At 58.7% G+C, this 15,598-nt stretch carries 15 protein-coding genes; 9 read left to right on the plus strand and 6 right to left on the minus strand.

Annotated elements, in window-relative coordinates; all coding sequences use genetic code 11:
* Nucleotides 1-51 precede the first annotated feature (51 nt).
* Entirely contained in the window at nucleotides 52-933 is an 882-nt protein-coding gene (locus RUE5091_RS13130; protein ID WP_058282557.1) for a DMT family transporter, read from the minus strand.
* Nucleotides 934-1,226: 293 nt separating this feature from the next.
* Between RUE5091_RS13130 and RUE5091_RS13135 the strand changes: the two genes are divergently transcribed.
* Nucleotides 1,227-2,414: an aspartate aminotransferase family protein gene (locus RUE5091_RS13135; protein WP_058282384.1), complete on the plus strand. Its 1,188-nt coding sequence runs from the start codon at nucleotides 1,227-1,229 to the stop codon at nucleotides 2,412-2,414.
* 74 nt (nucleotides 2,415-2,488) lie between these two features.
* Nucleotides 2,489-3,415: an ornithine carbamoyltransferase gene (gene argF, locus RUE5091_RS13140; protein ID WP_058282558.1), complete on the plus strand. Its 927-nt coding sequence runs from the start codon at nucleotides 2,489-2,491 to the stop codon at nucleotides 3,413-3,415.
* Here argF and RUE5091_RS13145 read toward each other — a convergent pair.
* Nucleotides 3,412-4,008 (minus strand): ferric reductase-like transmembrane domain-containing protein, encoded by a 597-nt coding sequence (locus RUE5091_RS13145; RefSeq protein ID WP_370732302.1) that lies wholly within the window; start codon nucleotides 4,006-4,008, stop codon nucleotides 3,412-3,414. The genes argF and RUE5091_RS13145 overlap by 4 nt on opposite strands.
* Before the next feature lie 8 nt (nucleotides 4,009-4,016).
* Nucleotides 4,017-4,505 carry a peptidase associated/transthyretin-like domain-containing protein gene (locus RUE5091_RS13150; RefSeq protein WP_058282386.1) on the minus strand — a complete coding sequence of 163 codons (489 nt, stop codon included), beginning with the start codon at nucleotides 4,503-4,505 and terminating at the stop codon, nucleotides 4,017-4,019.
* A 345-nt stretch (nucleotides 4,506-4,850) separates the two neighbouring features.
* On the opposite strand from RUE5091_RS13150, the gene RUE5091_RS13155 reads away from it, so the two are divergent.
* Nucleotides 4,851-5,816: a pirin family protein gene (locus RUE5091_RS13155; RefSeq protein WP_058282387.1), complete on the plus strand. Its 966-nt coding sequence runs from the start codon at nucleotides 4,851-4,853 to the stop codon at nucleotides 5,814-5,816.
* A gap of 66 nt (nucleotides 5,817-5,882) precedes the next feature.
* A complete protein-coding gene (locus tag RUE5091_RS13160) occupies nucleotides 5,883-6,857 on the plus strand; it encodes a 2-dehydropantoate 2-reductase (protein ID WP_058282388.1) in 975 nt (324 codons plus the stop codon).
* A 6-nt stretch (nucleotides 6,858-6,863) separates the two neighbouring features.
* On the opposite strand, the gene RUE5091_RS13165 is transcribed toward RUE5091_RS13160, so the two are convergent.
* The 3 genes from RUE5091_RS13165 to hrpB all read right to left on the minus strand — a co-directional run bounded on the left by RUE5091_RS13165 (nucleotide 6,864) and on the right by hrpB (nucleotide 11,449).
* Nucleotides 6,864-8,342 (minus strand): inorganic phosphate transporter, encoded by a 1,479-nt coding sequence (locus RUE5091_RS13165; protein WP_058282389.1) that lies wholly within the window; start codon nucleotides 8,340-8,342, stop codon nucleotides 6,864-6,866.
* A gap of 94 nt (nucleotides 8,343-8,436) precedes the next feature.
* On the minus strand, nucleotides 8,437-8,895 hold the full coding sequence (locus RUE5091_RS13170; protein WP_058282390.1) for an NUDIX hydrolase: 459 nt from the start codon (nucleotides 8,893-8,895) through the stop codon (nucleotides 8,437-8,439).
* Nucleotides 8,896-9,007: 112 nt separating this feature from the next.
* The gene (gene hrpB / locus RUE5091_RS13175; RefSeq protein ID WP_058282559.1) at nucleotides 9,008-11,449 is read right to left on the minus strand and encodes an ATP-dependent helicase HrpB; all 2,442 of its coding nucleotides are present in this window, start codon (nucleotides 11,447-11,449) and stop codon (nucleotides 9,008-9,010) included.
* A 130-nt stretch (nucleotides 11,450-11,579) separates the two neighbouring features.
* On the opposite strand from hrpB, the gene meaB reads away from it, so the two are divergent.
* The 5 genes from meaB to RUE5091_RS13205 all read left to right on the plus strand — a co-directional run bounded on the left by meaB (nucleotide 11,580) and on the right by RUE5091_RS13205 (nucleotide 15,528).
* Nucleotides 11,580-12,557: a methylmalonyl Co-A mutase-associated GTPase MeaB gene (gene meaB / locus RUE5091_RS13180; protein ID WP_058282391.1), complete on the plus strand. Its 978-nt coding sequence runs from the start codon at nucleotides 11,580-11,582 to the stop codon at nucleotides 12,555-12,557.
* Between the two features lie 112 nt (nucleotides 12,558-12,669).
* On the plus strand, nucleotides 12,670-13,854 hold the full coding sequence (locus tag RUE5091_RS13185; protein ID WP_058282392.1) for a Hint domain-containing protein: 1,185 nt from the start codon (nucleotides 12,670-12,672) through the stop codon (nucleotides 13,852-13,854).
* A gap of 119 nt (nucleotides 13,855-13,973) precedes the next feature.
* A complete protein-coding gene (rpmB, locus tag RUE5091_RS13190) occupies nucleotides 13,974-14,261 on the plus strand; it encodes a 50S ribosomal protein L28 (RefSeq protein ID WP_050603240.1) in 288 nt (95 codons plus the stop codon).
* A 400-nt stretch (nucleotides 14,262-14,661) separates the two neighbouring features.
* On the plus strand, nucleotides 14,662-15,012 hold the full coding sequence (locus RUE5091_RS13200) for a hypothetical protein (protein ID WP_058282394.1): 351 nt from the start codon (nucleotides 14,662-14,664) through the stop codon (nucleotides 15,010-15,012).
* 42 nt (nucleotides 15,013-15,054) lie between these two features.
* Entirely contained in the window at nucleotides 15,055-15,528 is a 474-nt protein-coding gene (locus RUE5091_RS13205) for a copper chaperone PCu(A)C (RefSeq protein WP_058282395.1), read from the plus strand.
* The last annotated feature ends 70 nt before the right edge of the window (nucleotides 15,529-15,598 follow it).

The following is a 15,598-nucleotide window of genomic DNA, read 5'->3' on the forward strand; positions in this document are numbered from 1 at the left end:
GCTAAGCAAGCGATGCCTGGTATTCGGCCAGACACTCCCGAACGCGTTTGGTTATGCGGTTCTGACGCGCGTCTCGCGCCAAACGAGGATCAATCCGCCTGTCAGGATGATCGCGGACCCTATCTGACTGACTATATCCGGGATCACGTCGAACACTGCGAAATCGTAAAAGGCGGCAAAAATCAGTGTGGCATAGCTGATTGGTGCTACAAAGGATGCATCCGCCCGCGCCATCCCGTTGACGAAACAGGCTTGCGCGCAGGCCATCAGCACCCCGATCGCCACAAGCGCGCCCCATTGTTCAGGTGTTGGCATCTGGAACACAAAGCTGACGGCAACCGAAGCAATAGTCAGCCCGAGTGCGTTGTTGATCAGCAGAATCTGGATTGGAATTTCGCGGCCTGAGAGCTTTTTGATGAATATCAGTTCCATCCCGATCACGGCTGCCGCAGTCAATGCCAGCAAGGCGGCAGGCTGAAAGCTAGCGGGTGTCGGGCGCAGCAGAATCAGTGCCCCGGTCAAGGCAACCGCCGCCGCTAACCATCGCCATGGGCCGACGCCTTCCTTCAACAGCGGAATCGCCAACACCATGGCAAAGACTGGGTTCAGAAAGGAAATTGCGGTGGCATCTGCAACCGGGATGAACGCGACCGATGCGAACATCAGCGTGATCCCCACCCAACCAAAGCTCGTCCGCCCGATATGCAGACCCCAATGCGGGCGGCTTAACCGAGGGCGCAACACGCCCACCGAACTGACGATCACCAGAAATGCGAACAAGAAGCGCCCGTGGCTGATCTGCATTGGATGCAGCGCCGGACCCAGCGTACCTGTCCCCAACGCTTTGGCCAGCAGAGTGGTGGCCGCGATAAAGGCGCTGGCGGTGACGATAAGCATAGCCGCAAGGGCGGGGTTTTGGCGCACGGGTGTCATGATTCCAGCGGTGCGCCACCGCGCGGTAAATGGCAAGCGATAAAAGCTGAGTTTCAAAGTGAAGTTTCCGATTTGTGAAATCCGGGGTTTTCAGACGCCTCGCACCCGGCTATACGGCCCCGCATGATCAAACACGCACATATCCTGCGACTGCGACGCCGACGCAATACTGCGTAACCGGCCAGTTTGATCCATTGCGCGTTGTAAATCCGCGCAAATCCCACCAAATCTGTTGACGAATCCGGCCTTCGTGTATCACTCACGGGGCTTAACCTAACGAAAAGGATGATCCGATGATCCCGTCCGTTCTGCCGACCTATAATCGCGCGCCCCTAACTTTCGTGAAGGGCGAAGGCACCTGGCTGACCGAGGCGGATGGCCGACGTTTCCTTGACCTTGGCGCTGGCATTGCGGTGAACGCATTGGGCCACGCGCATCCGGCGCTGGTCAACGCGCTGACTGAACAAGCGCACGCGCTGTGGCATGTCTCGAACCTGTACAACATCCCGCAGCAGCAAGCGTTGGCGGACAAGCTGGTTGAACATACCTTCGCCGATACGGTGTTCTTCACAAACTCGGGCACGGAATCCTGCGAACTGGCGGTGAAAATGGCCCGCAAGTATTTCTATGACAAAGACCAACCCGAGCGGGTTGAGATCATCACCTTTGATGGCTCGTTCCACGGCCGGTCCTCGGCTGGCATTGCGGCTGCGGGGTCCGAGAAGATGACCAAGGGCTTTGGCCCGCTGCTGCCCGGTTTTGTGCATGTTACATTCGGCGACCTGGATGGCGTCACCAATGCGATCACCGACAAGACCGCGGCGATCCTGATCGAACCGATCCAGGGTGAGGGCGGCATTCGCCCGGTGCCCGACGCGGAACTCAAAGCCCTGCGCCAGATATGCGACGACAATGGCCTGTTGTTGATCTTGGATGAGGTGCAGTGTGGCGTTGGCCGCACCGGCAAGCTGTTTGCCCATGAATGGGCCGGTATAACGCCTGACATCATGATGGTCGCCAAAGGAATCGGCGGCGGCTTCCCACTGGGTGCGATACTGGCCACTGAAGATGCCGCCAAAGGAATGACCGCAGGAACCCATGGGTCGACCTATGGCGGCAATCCGCTGGGCTGCGCTGTGGGTTGCGCGGTGATTGATCAGGTGGCAACTCCTGCTTTCCTCGAAGGCGTCAACCGAAAGGCAGGGATGCTGCGTCAGAAGCTTGAGGGTCTGATCGCTGACCACCCTGATGTGTTTGAAGAGGTGCGCGGCGCGGGCCTGATGCTGGGTCTGAAGTGCAAGGCGACAAACACGGATGTGGTCAACGCGGGTTATGACAACGAAGTCATCACCGTTCCAGCGGCAGACAACGTTATCCGTTTGCTTCCCCCCCTGACACTGACCGAGGATGACATTGCTCAGGCCATGATCCGCCTCGACAAGGCGGCGGCACAAGTCGAAGCCAGTCTCGAATCTGCCTAATCTTCAATTTTTCCAAATATTCCGGGAGTCCGGGGGTGGCACTCCCGGCAACCGACAGCCAAAAGCGAAACGATATGAACCATTTCCTCGATATCCACAAAACCGATGCAGGCGATCTGCGGACGATGATCAATCAGGCCGGTGAGATGAAGCAGGCCCGTCTGGGTTGCCCCAAGGCCGCGCTGGATGAAGACCAGCCGCTCAAGGATCGCATGGTCGCGCTGATCTTTGAAAAACCGTCGACCCGGACACGCGTGTCCTTTGATGTAGGCGTGCGCCAGATGGGCGGGCAGACCATGGTGCTCTCCGGCAAGGACATGCAGCTGGGCCATGGCGAAACCATCGCCGACACCGCTCGTGTCCTGTCGCGCTATGTCGACATGATCATGATCCGGACCTTTGATGAGACGATCCTGACCGAGATGGCCGAATACTCTGATGTACCGGTGATCAACGGTCTGACCGACCGCACCCACCCCTGTCAGATCATGGCCGACGTGCTGACGTTCGAGGAGCACCGCGGGCCGATCAAAGGTAAAAAGGTTGTCTGGACCGGCGACGGCAACAATGTTTGTGCCTCATTCCTGCATGCGGCGGGCCAGTTCGGATTCGACCTGACGTTCACCGGTCCCGCTCAGTTCGACCCCGAGGAAGAATTCATGGGCTTTGCCCGCCAGAAGGGTTCGAAAATCGTGGTTGAGCGTGATCCTTACAAAGCGGTTGAAGACGCAGACCTGATCGTGGCCGATACTTGGGTTTCGATGCACGATTCCCAGTCAGCCAAAGAGCGTCGGCACAATCTGTTGCGTCCCTATCAGGTGAATACAGAGCTGATGTCGCACGCCAAGCCGGATGCACTGTTTATGCACTGCCTGCCCGCGCATCGTGAGGAAGAGGCGACATCCGAGGTCATGGACGGCCCGAACTCGGTGATTTTCGACGAGGCTGAAAACCGCCTACACGCCCAAAAAGCGGTGATGCGCTGGTGTCTGGGCGTCTAACTGCGACGCCGGATATCCCACACACGCAATCTGGCGAGCGTCCGGACGCTCGCCAACAGAACCAGTATACAGAGGGCGGTTTTGGTCATGACCTCCATCGTGCCTTCGATCAGCATCGCGTGCACGACGCAGCCGACAATGGTCACAGTCGCCAACCCTGTGTGACCAAGCCTCCAAAGGCGATATCGCAGGGTAATACGCTGACGGAAGATACCCAGACAGGCGGCTGGGAAAGCGGTCCACATTGCGACGACACCCCAGGCTGAAAACGGGGTGGGTGAGACGAACAGTAAAGCATCTACAACGTCCGGCGGACTGGTGATCCATAAACCGCTCACATGAACAACAATGGCGACGATCAGGGATATACCGACCCGTCGATGCCAGCGCCGACTGGCCACAGGGGATAATCCCGGCAGGTCACGCCCGGCCAACAAGGGTTGCAGCAACAACAGCCCCATGCTCAGGACACCGGCGAACCCGGCCATGATGTAAGCCGGATCACGCCACGCCAATAAGGGGCTGTTTGCCGCCGCGATCAGCGGCACCGTCACAGCGACGATCAGAGCAGCCCAGATCAAAAGGTTACGGATCACGAATGTCAGGCGGGTTGCAGGATGAAATGCGCGGCAAGAGTTTTGTCTTTTGAACTTGCCATGATCGGACGCAGGAAGACCGTCTCAAATTCACCGCTGTCATAAGCCAGATGCCCGTGCGGCTGACCAAAGGCGGGTACAATCTGCGGCATCTCCAGCCGGAACTCACCATTGGCATCGGTCAGCGTCGCGCCATGGCTTTGTGGATCACGCTCGTGCCCTTCAGTCGTGTGGGCCCAGATCTGGATGCGCTGGCCGGGCAGGGGAGTACCATCCCCTGCGCGCCGTACAGTGCCGGTCATCCAGAACCCGCCGCCGCCGATCCGATCGACGATGGCTGCGCCGGGACGGTAATTGTTCGACCCACCGCGCATGGATGGTGTTGGTGCCAACTCGGCAGCGCGTGCTGGCAGTACCAGGCCAGAACCGCTCGTGACCAGCATAGCCGCGCCAAGGGCCATTGCCGAACGACGGGAAAAGCGTGAATTTGTCATGTCGGACCCTCCTGCAAGGTATCATCCATAGCAACCAGAATGCGCCGCAGCACAATGATAGCACAGTTCGGATCATTTCCGAGGCGACCTTCACCACCCTGTGATCACCCCGTGCAAGTAGGTTCCGTTTCAGGATGGGCAATTCAGTTGAGAGACGACCGGAGATGTAGCGGAAAGTATCATCGGCGCAGGATTTGGCCAAAGGCTACGCTCTGACGGACCTGCAAGGATATAACAAAACGTACATTGCGCACTTGTAGTGTGCGTTGATGCGAATATCCTGATGAAAATTACTGTGTATTCTGCACCGGTGACCTTATTCTTGTGGACCACAGGAAGGCAGTTATGAGTTGGAACCCGACCCAAAACCCCGAGTATCTGTCTGACAAAACGGCGCTGGAATCGTTGATCATCCCGCGCGCTCGCGACCTTGCTGGGTTCGAGGTGCGCCGGGCACTGCCTTCGGTCAAACGACAATTGGTCGGGCCGTTCATCTTTTTTGACCAGGTTGGCCCGGCCGAATTCCTTACCGGTGAAGGCATTGACGTCCGCCCGCATCCGCATATCGGTCTTGGAACGGTGACGTATCTCTATCAGGGAGAGTTTGAGCACCGCGACAGTCTTGGCACGCACCAGGTTATCTACCCCGGCGAGGTCAACTGGATGGTCGCCGGGCGAGGTGTTACCCATTCCGAACGAACCAGTCAAAAGACTCGCGACAAAAAAAAACACAGCCTGTTCGGTATCCAGACCTGGATCGCTTTGCCCGAGACGCACGAGGATATGGCTCCGGATTTCGAACATCACAAACAAGGTGCGCTGCCGCATATTCAGGATGGCGGCGTCAGCGCCCGGTTGATCCTTGGCTCGGCCTATGGTGAAACCAGCCCAGTCAGGATGCTGTCGGAAACCTTCTATCTGGACGTGCGGCTTGATCCCGGCGCATCGTTTCCGTTGCCGTACGATCACGAGGACCGAGGCGTCTATGTCACGCAAGGTTCGGTGGAAATTGCAGGCGATACCTTTGAAGACGGCCGCATGATGGTGTTCCGCCCCGGCGACAATCTTTCAGTCAAGGCTGGGATGCAGGGCGCACGTCTGATGCTGTTGGGCGGCGCGACCTTGAATGAAGAGCGCTATATCTGGTGGAACTTCGTATCGTCCTCAAAGGAAAAGATCGAGGCAGCCACCCGTGAATGGAAAAGAGCCGATTGGGCGCATGGTACATTCCATCTGCCGCCGGGCGACGATCAGGAATTCATGTCAATCTCGGCGGAGTTAGAGCGCACACGCCCACGGCGCGCGCGTTGACCAAGCGTCAGCGGGCCTTGCCCGTACGCTCATTCCCGGCGATCCTTTGCGCGGTGGAGGGTTGCCATGAAAATCGTGATCGCGGGTGCAGGTAGTATCGGATGCTATTGCGGGGCATTACTGGCGCATTCAGGGCATGACGTCACTTTGTGGGGCCGACAACGTATTCTGGGCCCGATCCGTGACAATGGGCTGACGGTTACGGATTTTTCGGGACTGAACCGGCATGTTGCCGCGCGGAACCTAGCTCTGGCTGAGGATGCAGGCTGTTTGACCGGTGCTGAGGTTGTCATCGTGACGGTCAAGACGGGCGCGACAGCAGAAATGGCTGCGCAGATCGCCAAACTCGCACCAGCCTCGACCCCCGTATTATCGTGGCAAAATGGTATGGAAAACGTACGTACCTTGCACAAAGCTCTACCAGAGCATGACGTGCGCGCCGGTATGGTGCCATTCAACGTTGTGCCTACCAAAGCGGCCAGTTTTCATCGCGCCACCTCTGGTGAGATTGTCATCCAGACCGGCCCCGGTGCCTTGGGTCGGACGCTGAGCAGTGCTGACATGCCGGTTGTCGAAAGCGCGGATATCGAGGCGGTTCAATGGGGCAAGCTGGTGATCAATCTGAATAATGCGCTGAATGCGTTGTCGGGACTGACGTTGAAAGAACAGCTGCTGGACCGGAACTGGCGTCGCCTGATGGCGGATCAGATGAACGAAGCTCTGACCGTTCTCACTGCCGCGGGTCACCGGGTTGCGTCGACCACGCCGTTGCCTGCCTGGATGACGCCATATGTCCTGCGACTGCCGACGCCGATCTTTACCCGGATCGCTGCACGGATGCTGACCATCGACCCCAGCGCGCGTACCTCGATGGCTTATGATCTGATGGAGGGTCGCCTGACCGAGATCGACAGTCTTCAAGGCGAGATCGTCCGTCTGGGTGCGCAGTACGGGATCGAGACACCGATCTGCGACAAGGTCAGAACATTGATCGAGCAATCACCCGTGGCTGCAACTTCTGTGGATCAGATTGTGTCATAGGCCGGTTTAGTTGAAGGCCGTCAAGATTACGAAAATTGTCGCCGACATCGCTGCTGCAGCAGGCACCGTAATCACCCAGGCAGCCACGATGGTCATGAAATGCGAACGGCGCACCAGCTTGCGACGGCGATGCTCTTCCCTGGCCAAACGCTGTTCCGTCGGGCGTTGCTGGTTTGACAGTTTCCAGCGACGGTCCGAATGCCATTCCCGATAGAAGCCAACCCCAAACACAGCCCCCACAGCGATATGCGTTGAACTGACCGGCAGACCAAGCCAACTTGCGACGATAACGGTGATGGCCGCAGATAGCGCCACGCAGAAGGCCCGCATCGGGTTCAGTTTGGTGATCTGGCTGCCCACCATCCGGATCAGTTTGGGGCCGAACAGAAACAGGCCGAACGAAATTCCAAAGGCCCCGATCACCATGACCCAGTTGGGGATTGAAACTTTCGAGGCAAAATCGCCGAATTCCGCTGCATGTACGATGGCGGCCAGCGGTCCCACCGCATTCGCCACGTCATTTGCGCCGTGTGCAAAGCTAAGGAATGTGGCCGAAATCACCAGTGGCAGGCCGAACAGTGTTTTCAGCGATTTGGTGCGGTTTTCCATCCCTTCGGATTTGCGTCGCACCCATGGCACGGTGATCGCCCAGACCAGCAGACCTGAGGCAAGACCGATCAGCAGCGCAATCTCAAGTTCGATCTTCACGATCCGTTTGAGGCCCTTGACCGCCAGGTAGGTAGCAAACGCTGCGGCCATAACCGCCACAAGGATCGGAAGCCACCGCCGTGCAGCCGCAATTTTATCGTCCTGATATTGAATCTTGGTTTTGATCAGGGCCAGAAACCCGGCTGCAATCACGCCGCCCAGAACCGGTGAAATCACCCAGCTTGCGGCAATCGCGCTCATCGTGCTCCAGTTTACGGCGCTCAGGCCTGCAGCAGCTATGCCTGCGCCCATCACACCGCCGACCACCGAGTGTGTTGTAGATACCGGTGCCCCAACCCAGGTTGCGAGGTTTACCCACAAGGCTGACGAAATCAGCGCGGCCATCATGGCCCAGATGAATACGTTGCTGGTCTGAACCGAGGCCGGGTCAATGATCCCTTTGGAAATTGTTGAAACGACATCTCCGCCAGCCAACAAAGCACCCGCACTTTCGGCGACAGCGGCGATTAGGATGGCGCCGCCCATAGTCAGGGCATTGGCACCAACGGCCGGCCCCATGTTGTTGGCCACGTCATTGGCGCCGATATTGATCGCCATATAAGCCCCGAAGGCTGCTGCTGCAGCGACGATCAAACCGCCATCTGCTTTGCCGAACAACACCGCAGCCGACAAACCCGCCAGCGCGATAAAGGCCAGTGAAATACCGGGGGCCAGCAAGGGGCGTGCCACATGCGCATTGGCATTCTCAACGCGTGAGATACGGTGAAGGTCGCTGTCCAGAGCCTGCCAGCGTGATTTCGAGGTCAAATTCGACATGATCTTTTTTCGATTAGCCAGTGCGTATCGGCACGCGGCTAGACGGTTTCCCCCTTCGGGACAACAGTTATGTTGTCAACTTTTTGCGAAACTATCACACTTGCAGCAGCAAATCGCGCAATTCCGGTTCATTGACGCGTTCTGCCGCTATCGAGGGTGAAACCCAAACCCGCTCGCGCTTGCCAGCTTCGGGAAAGTCATCCTCAAGGTCCTGCACATCAACACGATAGACATTGGTCAGAACGGAACAGGCGGTGCCATCTTTCAGGATCTTGTCATAGGTATACCGCCCAATCGGATCTTTTGAGGGGTTTGGCGCGCGAACTCCCGCTTCTTCCCACGCTTCCTGCAAGGCAGTTTCCGCACCGTCCATGCCATCGACCGGCCAGCCTTTGGGAATGATCCAGCGCCTGGTTTCTCGGCTGGTGATCAGCAGAACCTCTGGTCCATCCGGGGTCTCGCGGGTGCAAAGGGCTGCAAACTGCACCCGTTGCGGGCGCAGGAAAATAGGTCGGGCGACCTCATTCCAGATTTTTCGCAGCCATTTCGTCATTGGTTGATCGGTCCTGTTCCTTTCTTGCCTGAAGCGTTGCCACATAACAGTGAAACAAGGCTTATTCAAACAATTGCCTTGTTGGACGCTATCACGATTTTTTGGACCGCGGTCATTTCCGCCGTTTGGCGCGCAGGGTCGGGTCGGCTTGTGTCGGGTCTTCGGGCCAGGGGTGTTTGGGATATTGCGCACGCATATCCTTGCGAACGTCTGCGTAAGAGCCCGCCCAGAAACCGGGCAGATCTCGTGTGATCTGGATCGGACGTTGCGCCGGGGACAGCAGGGTGATTTTCAGCGCCTCGCCCCCCACCACAGGATGCCGCGTGACGCCGAACAGCTCTTGCAGACGCACTGAAATCTCGGGCACCGCGCCGCTATAATCTATTGGTACTTTACGGCCTAGCGGCGTTTCAAACGATCCGGGCGCGCGACGGTCCAGTTCTTGCGTCTGGGTCCAGTCCAACCGGGCACGCAGGGCAGGCAACAGGTCGAACCGCTTCCAGTCTTCGGCATTGCGCACACCTGAGAGCATGGGCAGCAACCAGTCCTCAAGCGTTTCTGTCAGCCCTTCTATAGTGAACTCAGGCAGATCCGCCCCTTCGGCCCGCACCAATTCGACCCGAGCGGCCAACCGTGCAGCCGCCCCATCCAGACGCAGCCCAAGGTCGCGCACGCCGTCCAGCATGGCCTGCGCCACCGCCTCATCGGGCACGTCCTTCCAAAGACGGTCGCTCAGAGTGATCGCGCCAAACCGTTCCTGTTTGCGGGCCACCACCCGCCGGTCGCGTTTGGACCATGCGCAACTGTCGACCCAGTTGATTTGCCCGGCAAACAGATCGCGGATTTCCCCTTCGCTGATCTGGGCGGCCATACGTACCCGAGCCTCGCGCGGGTTGCCGTCGGTGTCAGTGACCACCAGATAGCGCGCGGCGGCCAGCGTATCGCCGCTGTCCAGCACCACCCCTTTGCCACCCGACAGCACATAGCGCGGAACGTCGCCCTTGCGGCGTTGCCCAATCCGGTCGGGATAGGCCAGCGCGGCCATGGCGGCGGGGCTCAGATCACTGGCTGCGCCTTTGGAGCGAAGGCGTTTGGTTTCGGCCCTGATTCTGTCCACCGCGCCCGCATTCACCTGCCAGACCCGATTGCGTTGAAATGCGCGCATGCCGCGTAGCGCCTCCAGTCGCAGCAATAGGTCTACCGGCGCGCCTTTCAGCGGGTCGCGTTCGGCCATCAAGGCTGCCAAGGCGGCGGCATCGGGTCCACCGCGCACCAACATGTGGCCCAAGCGCGGGTGCAAGGGCAGGGCAGCCAAGGCGCGTCCGTGACCGGTAATCCGGCCTTTGGCATCCAATGCACCCAGCATCATCAGCAAGGCCTTTGACTCGGCCATCGTGCCTTCGGGCGGCGGTGTCAGAAAGGCAAGATCACCCGGTTCTGCGCCCCACAGTGCCAGTTCCAGTGCAAGTCCGGTCAGGTCCGCTGCCTCAATCTCGGCCGGAGGGTAGGCAGACAGCGCGCCTTCCTCACCCTTGGACCACAACCGATAACAGACGCCCTCGGCCACGCGACCGGCACGGCCTGTGCGCTGGGTGGCTTCGGCGCGGGTCACGCGTTCGGTCACCAGCCGGGACATGCCTGAACCGGGATCGAACCGGGCCCGCCGGGCTTGCCCCATATCGACCACGACCCGGATATCGGGGATGGTCAGTGAGGTTTCAGCAATCGACGTGGCCAACACCACTTTGCGACCCTGATCCACTGGCGCAATTGCGGCGCGCTGGGCGGCAAAAGGCATTGCCCCGAACAGGGGGCACAGTATGCAATCGCCCGGCAGGCGTTTGGACAAGACACCCTCAGCCCGGCGAATTTCGCCCTCACCGGGCAGGAACACCAAAACCCCGCCGCCGGATTTGCGCGTGTCCCGCTCGGCTTGAACCACCAGATCGACCAGAGCATCCAGCCGCCGTGCCTGCGCGCCCAAGGGCCGGTCCAGCCAGCACGTTTCGACCGGATAGCTGCGCCCTTCGGAAGTGACTAGAGGCGCTTCCATTAGTTGCCCGACCGGTTCGGCATCCAGCGTTGCCGACATGGCCAACAGGATCAGATCGTCTCGCAGGGCACCGGTGACTTCCAGACATAGGGCCAGCCCCAGATCGGCGTTCAGAGACCGTTCGTGGAATTCGTCGAAGATCACCACACCCACGCCGGGCAGATCTGGGTCCGATTGCAACATCCGGGTCAGGATGCCTTCGGTCACGACCTCGATCCGAGTTGTTTTTGAAACCTTCGCCTCGCCCCGCACCCGGTAGCCGACGGTTGCACCCACGCGCTGACCCAAAGTGTCGGCCATCCGTTCGGCAGCAGCCCGCGCGGCCAGCCTGCGCGGTTCAAGCATCACGATTTTGCCGCCGCTCAAGCCTGCCTCGAGTATCGCCATGGGTACGCGTGTCGTCTTACCCGCCCCCGGAGGGGCTTGCAGAACGGCGCGGCCAGTAGTCTTGAGGGCCGTAAGTAAATCAGGGATGGCGTCGTCGATGGGCAGTCGTGTCATGTGGGCTTTATCCGCCAACCGCCCGGCAAGGTCCAGTTCTGGCAGACTGCGGCAATTCTCATGGCGCTTGGCACTGGACAAACCCCGTTCGGCTGCGTCATCAAGACGAAAATCGGGTAGAGGGTCGCGCATGAATACCGCTGAGCTGGGTGATAGGATTTTGAACGGCGAACGCCGCGCACTTGCCCGCGCCATCACTCTGGTCGAAAGCGGCCGCGAGGATCACCGGACACAAGCAACCGAATTGTTGGGGCATCTGGCCAAATCCAACAGGCAATCGCTGCGTATCGGTCTGTCGGGTACGCCGGGGGTGGGCAAATCCACCTTTATCGAAAGCTTTGGCATGATGCTGATCGGACAGGGGCTGCGGGTGGCGGTACTGGCGGTCGATCCCAGTTCGTCCCGGTCGGGTGGTTCAATTCTGGGCGACAAGACCCGGATGGAGCGTTTGAGTCGCGAGAAAAACGCCTTTATCCGCCCATCCCCCAGCCAATCCCATCTGGGTGGCGTGGCCCGCCGTACGCGTGAGGCGATTGCCCTGTGCGAAGCCGCTGCATTCGACGTGGTGCTGATCGAAACCGTGGGTGTAGGCCAATCGGAAACCGTTGTGTCCGAGATGTCCGACCTGTTCCTGTTGCTGCTGGCCCCGGCGGGCGGCGACGAATTGCAGGGCGTTAAACGCGGCATCATGGAAATGGCCGATATTATCCTGATCAACAAGGCGGACGGAGATCTGAAACCCACCGCCATGCGGACCTGTGCTGACTATTCCGGGGCTTTGCGTCTGTTGCGCAGACGCCCGCAGGACCCCGAAGGGTTTCCCATGGCGATGACTGTCTCGGCGGTTGAAGAACATGGGCTGGACGATGCGTGGTCCCAAGTGCAATCGCTGACCCAATCACGGCGAGACAGCGGCCACTGGGACGCCAACCGTGCCGCTCAGGCGCAGTACTGGTTTGAACAGGAAGTCCGCGCTGCCCTTCTGGCCCAATTGTCGACAGCGCAGGCACGGGCTGAGATGGAGCAGCTGGGGGATCAGGTCCGCGCGGGTAGTCTGAGCCCTTCGGCGGCTGCGGAAACCATGCTGACGTCGTTGATCGCGCGGTAAATGACCTGCCGCGTCCCGGCATGAGCATAATTCCACTAAAAGTTGTGCGATAGACTGACGGTGGCCCAGAAACGTGATATTCTGGCCTCGTTGATTTATTGGACCTTCCGGAATGCCCCGAATTAATGGGACAAATAACGACGACGATATTGACGTCTCGGGTGACAGCGGGACGCTGAACGGGGTTCCGCAGGGGAGTCCGATCGACAATATCCGGGGGCGGGGGGGCGATGATGATATCGACGTCACCAACAGCACCATCATCAACAATGTTCTCGGCAATGCCGGAAGTGACACCATAACCGTTACCAACACTAGCATCGGCGGCCGTGTGGCCAGCGGTGCGGATGCGGATACGGTCGATATCAGCGGCTCGACCGTGGGCTCCATTCGGATGGGGGCAGGTGACGACACACTGAATTTCAGCAGCACCTCTGTCGGTGGCGATATTCGCGGCGGCTCTGGCACCGATACGCTGAATCTGCCGGTCGGGACTGTGATCAATGACAACGTCTTTGGTACAATCACGGTTGAGGATGGTGTCGGGTATTCCGTGTCCAGCGGCACCTTCACCTTGCCGTCCGGCATCGTGGTGACGTATTCGGCTTTTGAAAACGGCTCGGGGATGCCTTGCTTTACCAGCGATACCCGGATTCTGACCCGAAACGGAGAGCGCCCAATTCAGACATTGCGCACCGGCGATCTAATCCCAACCTTGGAAAACAGAGAGCAGCCTATTCGCTGGATCGGCCATCGCAGGTTTAGCCGGTCAGCATTGCAAACCAATCCGCGGTTGTGGCCTATACGCATATTAGCGGGGGCACTGGGCAACGGGCTGCCGAAACGTGATTTGCTGGTGTCGCGTCAGCACAGGATGCTGGTGCAATCAAAAATCGCCGAACGGATGTTTGACACGCCCGAAGTGTTGATCCCGGCAATCAAACTCACGGTACTGCCGGGTATTTTTGTCGATGAGACCGTGCCAGAGATCGAGTATTTTCACCTGCTGTTTGATGACCATCAGGTGATTTTTGCCGAAAACGCGCCGACCGAAAGCTTGTTCACGGGGATCGAGGCCCTGAAAGCCCTTGGTGCGGATGCCCGTCGAGAGATTTTTGAGATTTTTCCCGAACTGACCGAAATGAAGCTGACACCGCGGCCCGCCCGTTATATTCCGCGCGGGCGGCAGCAGGCGCATTTGCTGGAACGCCATCGCAAGAACAAAAAACCACTGTTGCAATCGCATATCCTACTGGGCAGTGAGGTTCGAACAAAGATTTCGCGCGATCCGTCTTGACCCTTCCAGCGATTCCCACTACACGCATCCAACCAGTTTTCGGGCGCGACTTCGGGTTGCGCCCCTTGTGATTTGGCCGTTGGCATCATGCCCGGTCTCCAGAAACAAAGGAAGAAACCATGTCGCGCCGTTGCGAACTGACCGGAAAAGGCCCGATGACTGGCAACAATGTCAGCCACGCCAAAAACAGAACTCGTCGTCGTTTTCTGCCGAACCTGAACGACGTTACCCTGCAGTCCGAAACCCTGGGCCGTGGCGTCAAGCTGCGTATCTCGGCGGCTGCACTGCGCTCGGTCGACCACCGCGGTGGTCTGGACGCGTTCCTGGCCAAAGCCAAGGACGAAGAGCTGTCGGCAAACGCGCTGAAAGTGAAAAAGGAAATCGCCAAGGCACAAGCTACGGCCTAAATCTTTTTCCTTCAAAGAATTCAACCCTGTACCGCAAGGTGCAGGGTTTTTTCTTGCGTAATCTGCTCCTGAAACGGAATTAAATATTCAGGAACGGTGATGTTGTTCACATACCCTGCGCCAAGACTGTTTTATGTTTAGTCATATTCATCTGGCGGAGTTTGCCCCCATGTCTTTGAAATTGTCTGATATCTTCTCCCTGTTGGCTGCCTTTTTTGGCAAGACGTTTGGGACATGCTTTCGGATGCAACGACAGGTGAACAGGTTGCATACGAGCCTGACCAAAGGGTCTGTCAAACGTCCCAGCGTGGACAGCTGACACGCATCCCGTAATCGCGGGTTTCAGGCGTACCGATTGCGCTTGAAGCCCGCTTTAAGTCCGGCCTATATCAGGCGCAGGATGAAACCCGTTCTGAACAGAATTCTGCCTTTTGTGCTTTCGCTGCTTGTCATTCTGACCGGGCAGGGGGTGGCTGCATCGCGGGGGATTGACAGGGCGGTGGGACAGATGGTGCTGTGCACCGGAACGGGCCCGGTGGTGGTCTACATGGACGCCGACGGTCAGCCGGCGCAGCCCCCGCATTTCTGCCCTGAATACGCATTGACCCTGTTGGGGGCGATTGCCGTTTCGGCGCCCGAACTGCCCGTTGCGCCGGATCGGGTTCAGCCTGCACCATTGCGTAAAGCATCCAATCTGATTGCCCTGCCGGTTCCCTACAGACCGGCACGTGCGCCTCCGGTTGTGATCTGAAGCCACACTTTCTTTCAGACACTTAAATCAAGGAGAGGCGCAATGTCCCTCAAATCCAATCTTCTGGCGACGCTGGCTGCTGCAACTCTGGCCACATCTGCATTTGCACAGGACACGATTGCCGTTGATGACGCATATGCGCGGTCCGCAGGAAAAACAGCAAAAGCCGGTGCGGCCTTTATGATGATCGAAAATACGGGCGAGACCGACGACCGGTTGATCGGCGTGGAATCAGAAGCGTCCGCACGTGTTGAACTGCACACCCACCAGATTGATGACAACGGCGTGGCCAGGATGATTCATGTCGAAGAAGGATTTGTCATCCCGGCGGGCGAGACCCACATGCTGAAACGCGGTGGTGATCATGTGATGTTTATGGGGCTGACTGCCCCGTTCGAGCAAGGCGCGACCGTGCCAGTGACGCTGATCTTCGAGAAGGCTGGAGAGGTCGAAATCGAAGTGCCGGTTGATCTGGAGCGTCAGGACGCCGGCGGCCACGGAACACATTCGAACTGAGGCCTCGCCTGTCTTCAAGCCGCTTTGCGGCCTTCATCCATGCGTCAGGTCGGGCTTTGCCCGGCCTGTT

The sequence above is a fragment of the Ruegeria denitrificans genome (assembly GCF_001458295.1).
Taxonomy (GTDB): domain Bacteria; phylum Pseudomonadota; class Alphaproteobacteria; order Rhodobacterales; family Rhodobacteraceae; genus Ruegeria; species Ruegeria denitrificans.

Coding starts and splice junctions, on each gene's coding strand:
- RUE5091_RS13130 (WP_058282557.1), bottom strand. CDS start 933: ATGACACCCGTGCGCCAAAACCCCGCCCTTGCGGCTATGCTTATCGTC.
- RUE5091_RS13135 (WP_058282384.1), top strand. CDS start 1,227: ATGATCCCGTCCGTTCTGCCGACCTATAATCGCGCGCCCCTAACTTTC.
- argF (WP_058282558.1), top strand. CDS start 2,489: ATGAACCATTTCCTCGATATCCACAAAACCGATGCAGGCGATCTGCGG.
- RUE5091_RS13150 (WP_058282386.1), bottom strand. CDS start 4,505: ATGACAAATTCACGCTTTTCCCGTCGTTCGGCAATGGCCCTTGGCGCG.
- RUE5091_RS13155 (WP_058282387.1), top strand. CDS start 4,851: ATGAGTTGGAACCCGACCCAAAACCCCGAGTATCTGTCTGACAAAACG.
- RUE5091_RS13160 (WP_058282388.1), top strand. CDS start 5,883: ATGAAAATCGTGATCGCGGGTGCAGGTAGTATCGGATGCTATTGCGGG.
- RUE5091_RS13165 (WP_058282389.1), bottom strand. CDS start 8,342: ATGTCGAATTTGACCTCGAAATCACGCTGGCAGGCTCTGGACAGCGAC.
- RUE5091_RS13170 (WP_058282390.1), bottom strand. CDS start 8,895: ATGACGAAATGGCTGCGAAAAATCTGGAATGAGGTCGCCCGACCTATT.
- hrpB (WP_058282559.1), bottom strand. CDS start 11,449: ATGACACGACTGCCCATCGACGACGCCATCCCTGATTTACTTACGGCC.
- meaB (WP_058282391.1), top strand. CDS start 11,580: ATGAATACCGCTGAGCTGGGTGATAGGATTTTGAACGGCGAACGCCGC.
- RUE5091_RS13185 (WP_058282392.1), top strand. CDS start 12,670: ATGCCCCGAATTAATGGGACAAATAACGACGACGATATTGACGTCTCG.
- rpmB (WP_050603240.1), top strand. CDS start 13,974: ATGTCGCGCCGTTGCGAACTGACCGGAAAAGGCCCGATGACTGGCAAC.
- RUE5091_RS13200 (WP_058282394.1), top strand. CDS start 14,662: ATGAAACCCGTTCTGAACAGAATTCTGCCTTTTGTGCTTTCGCTGCTT.
- RUE5091_RS13205 (WP_058282395.1), top strand. CDS start 15,055: ATGTCCCTCAAATCCAATCTTCTGGCGACGCTGGCTGCTGCAACTCTG.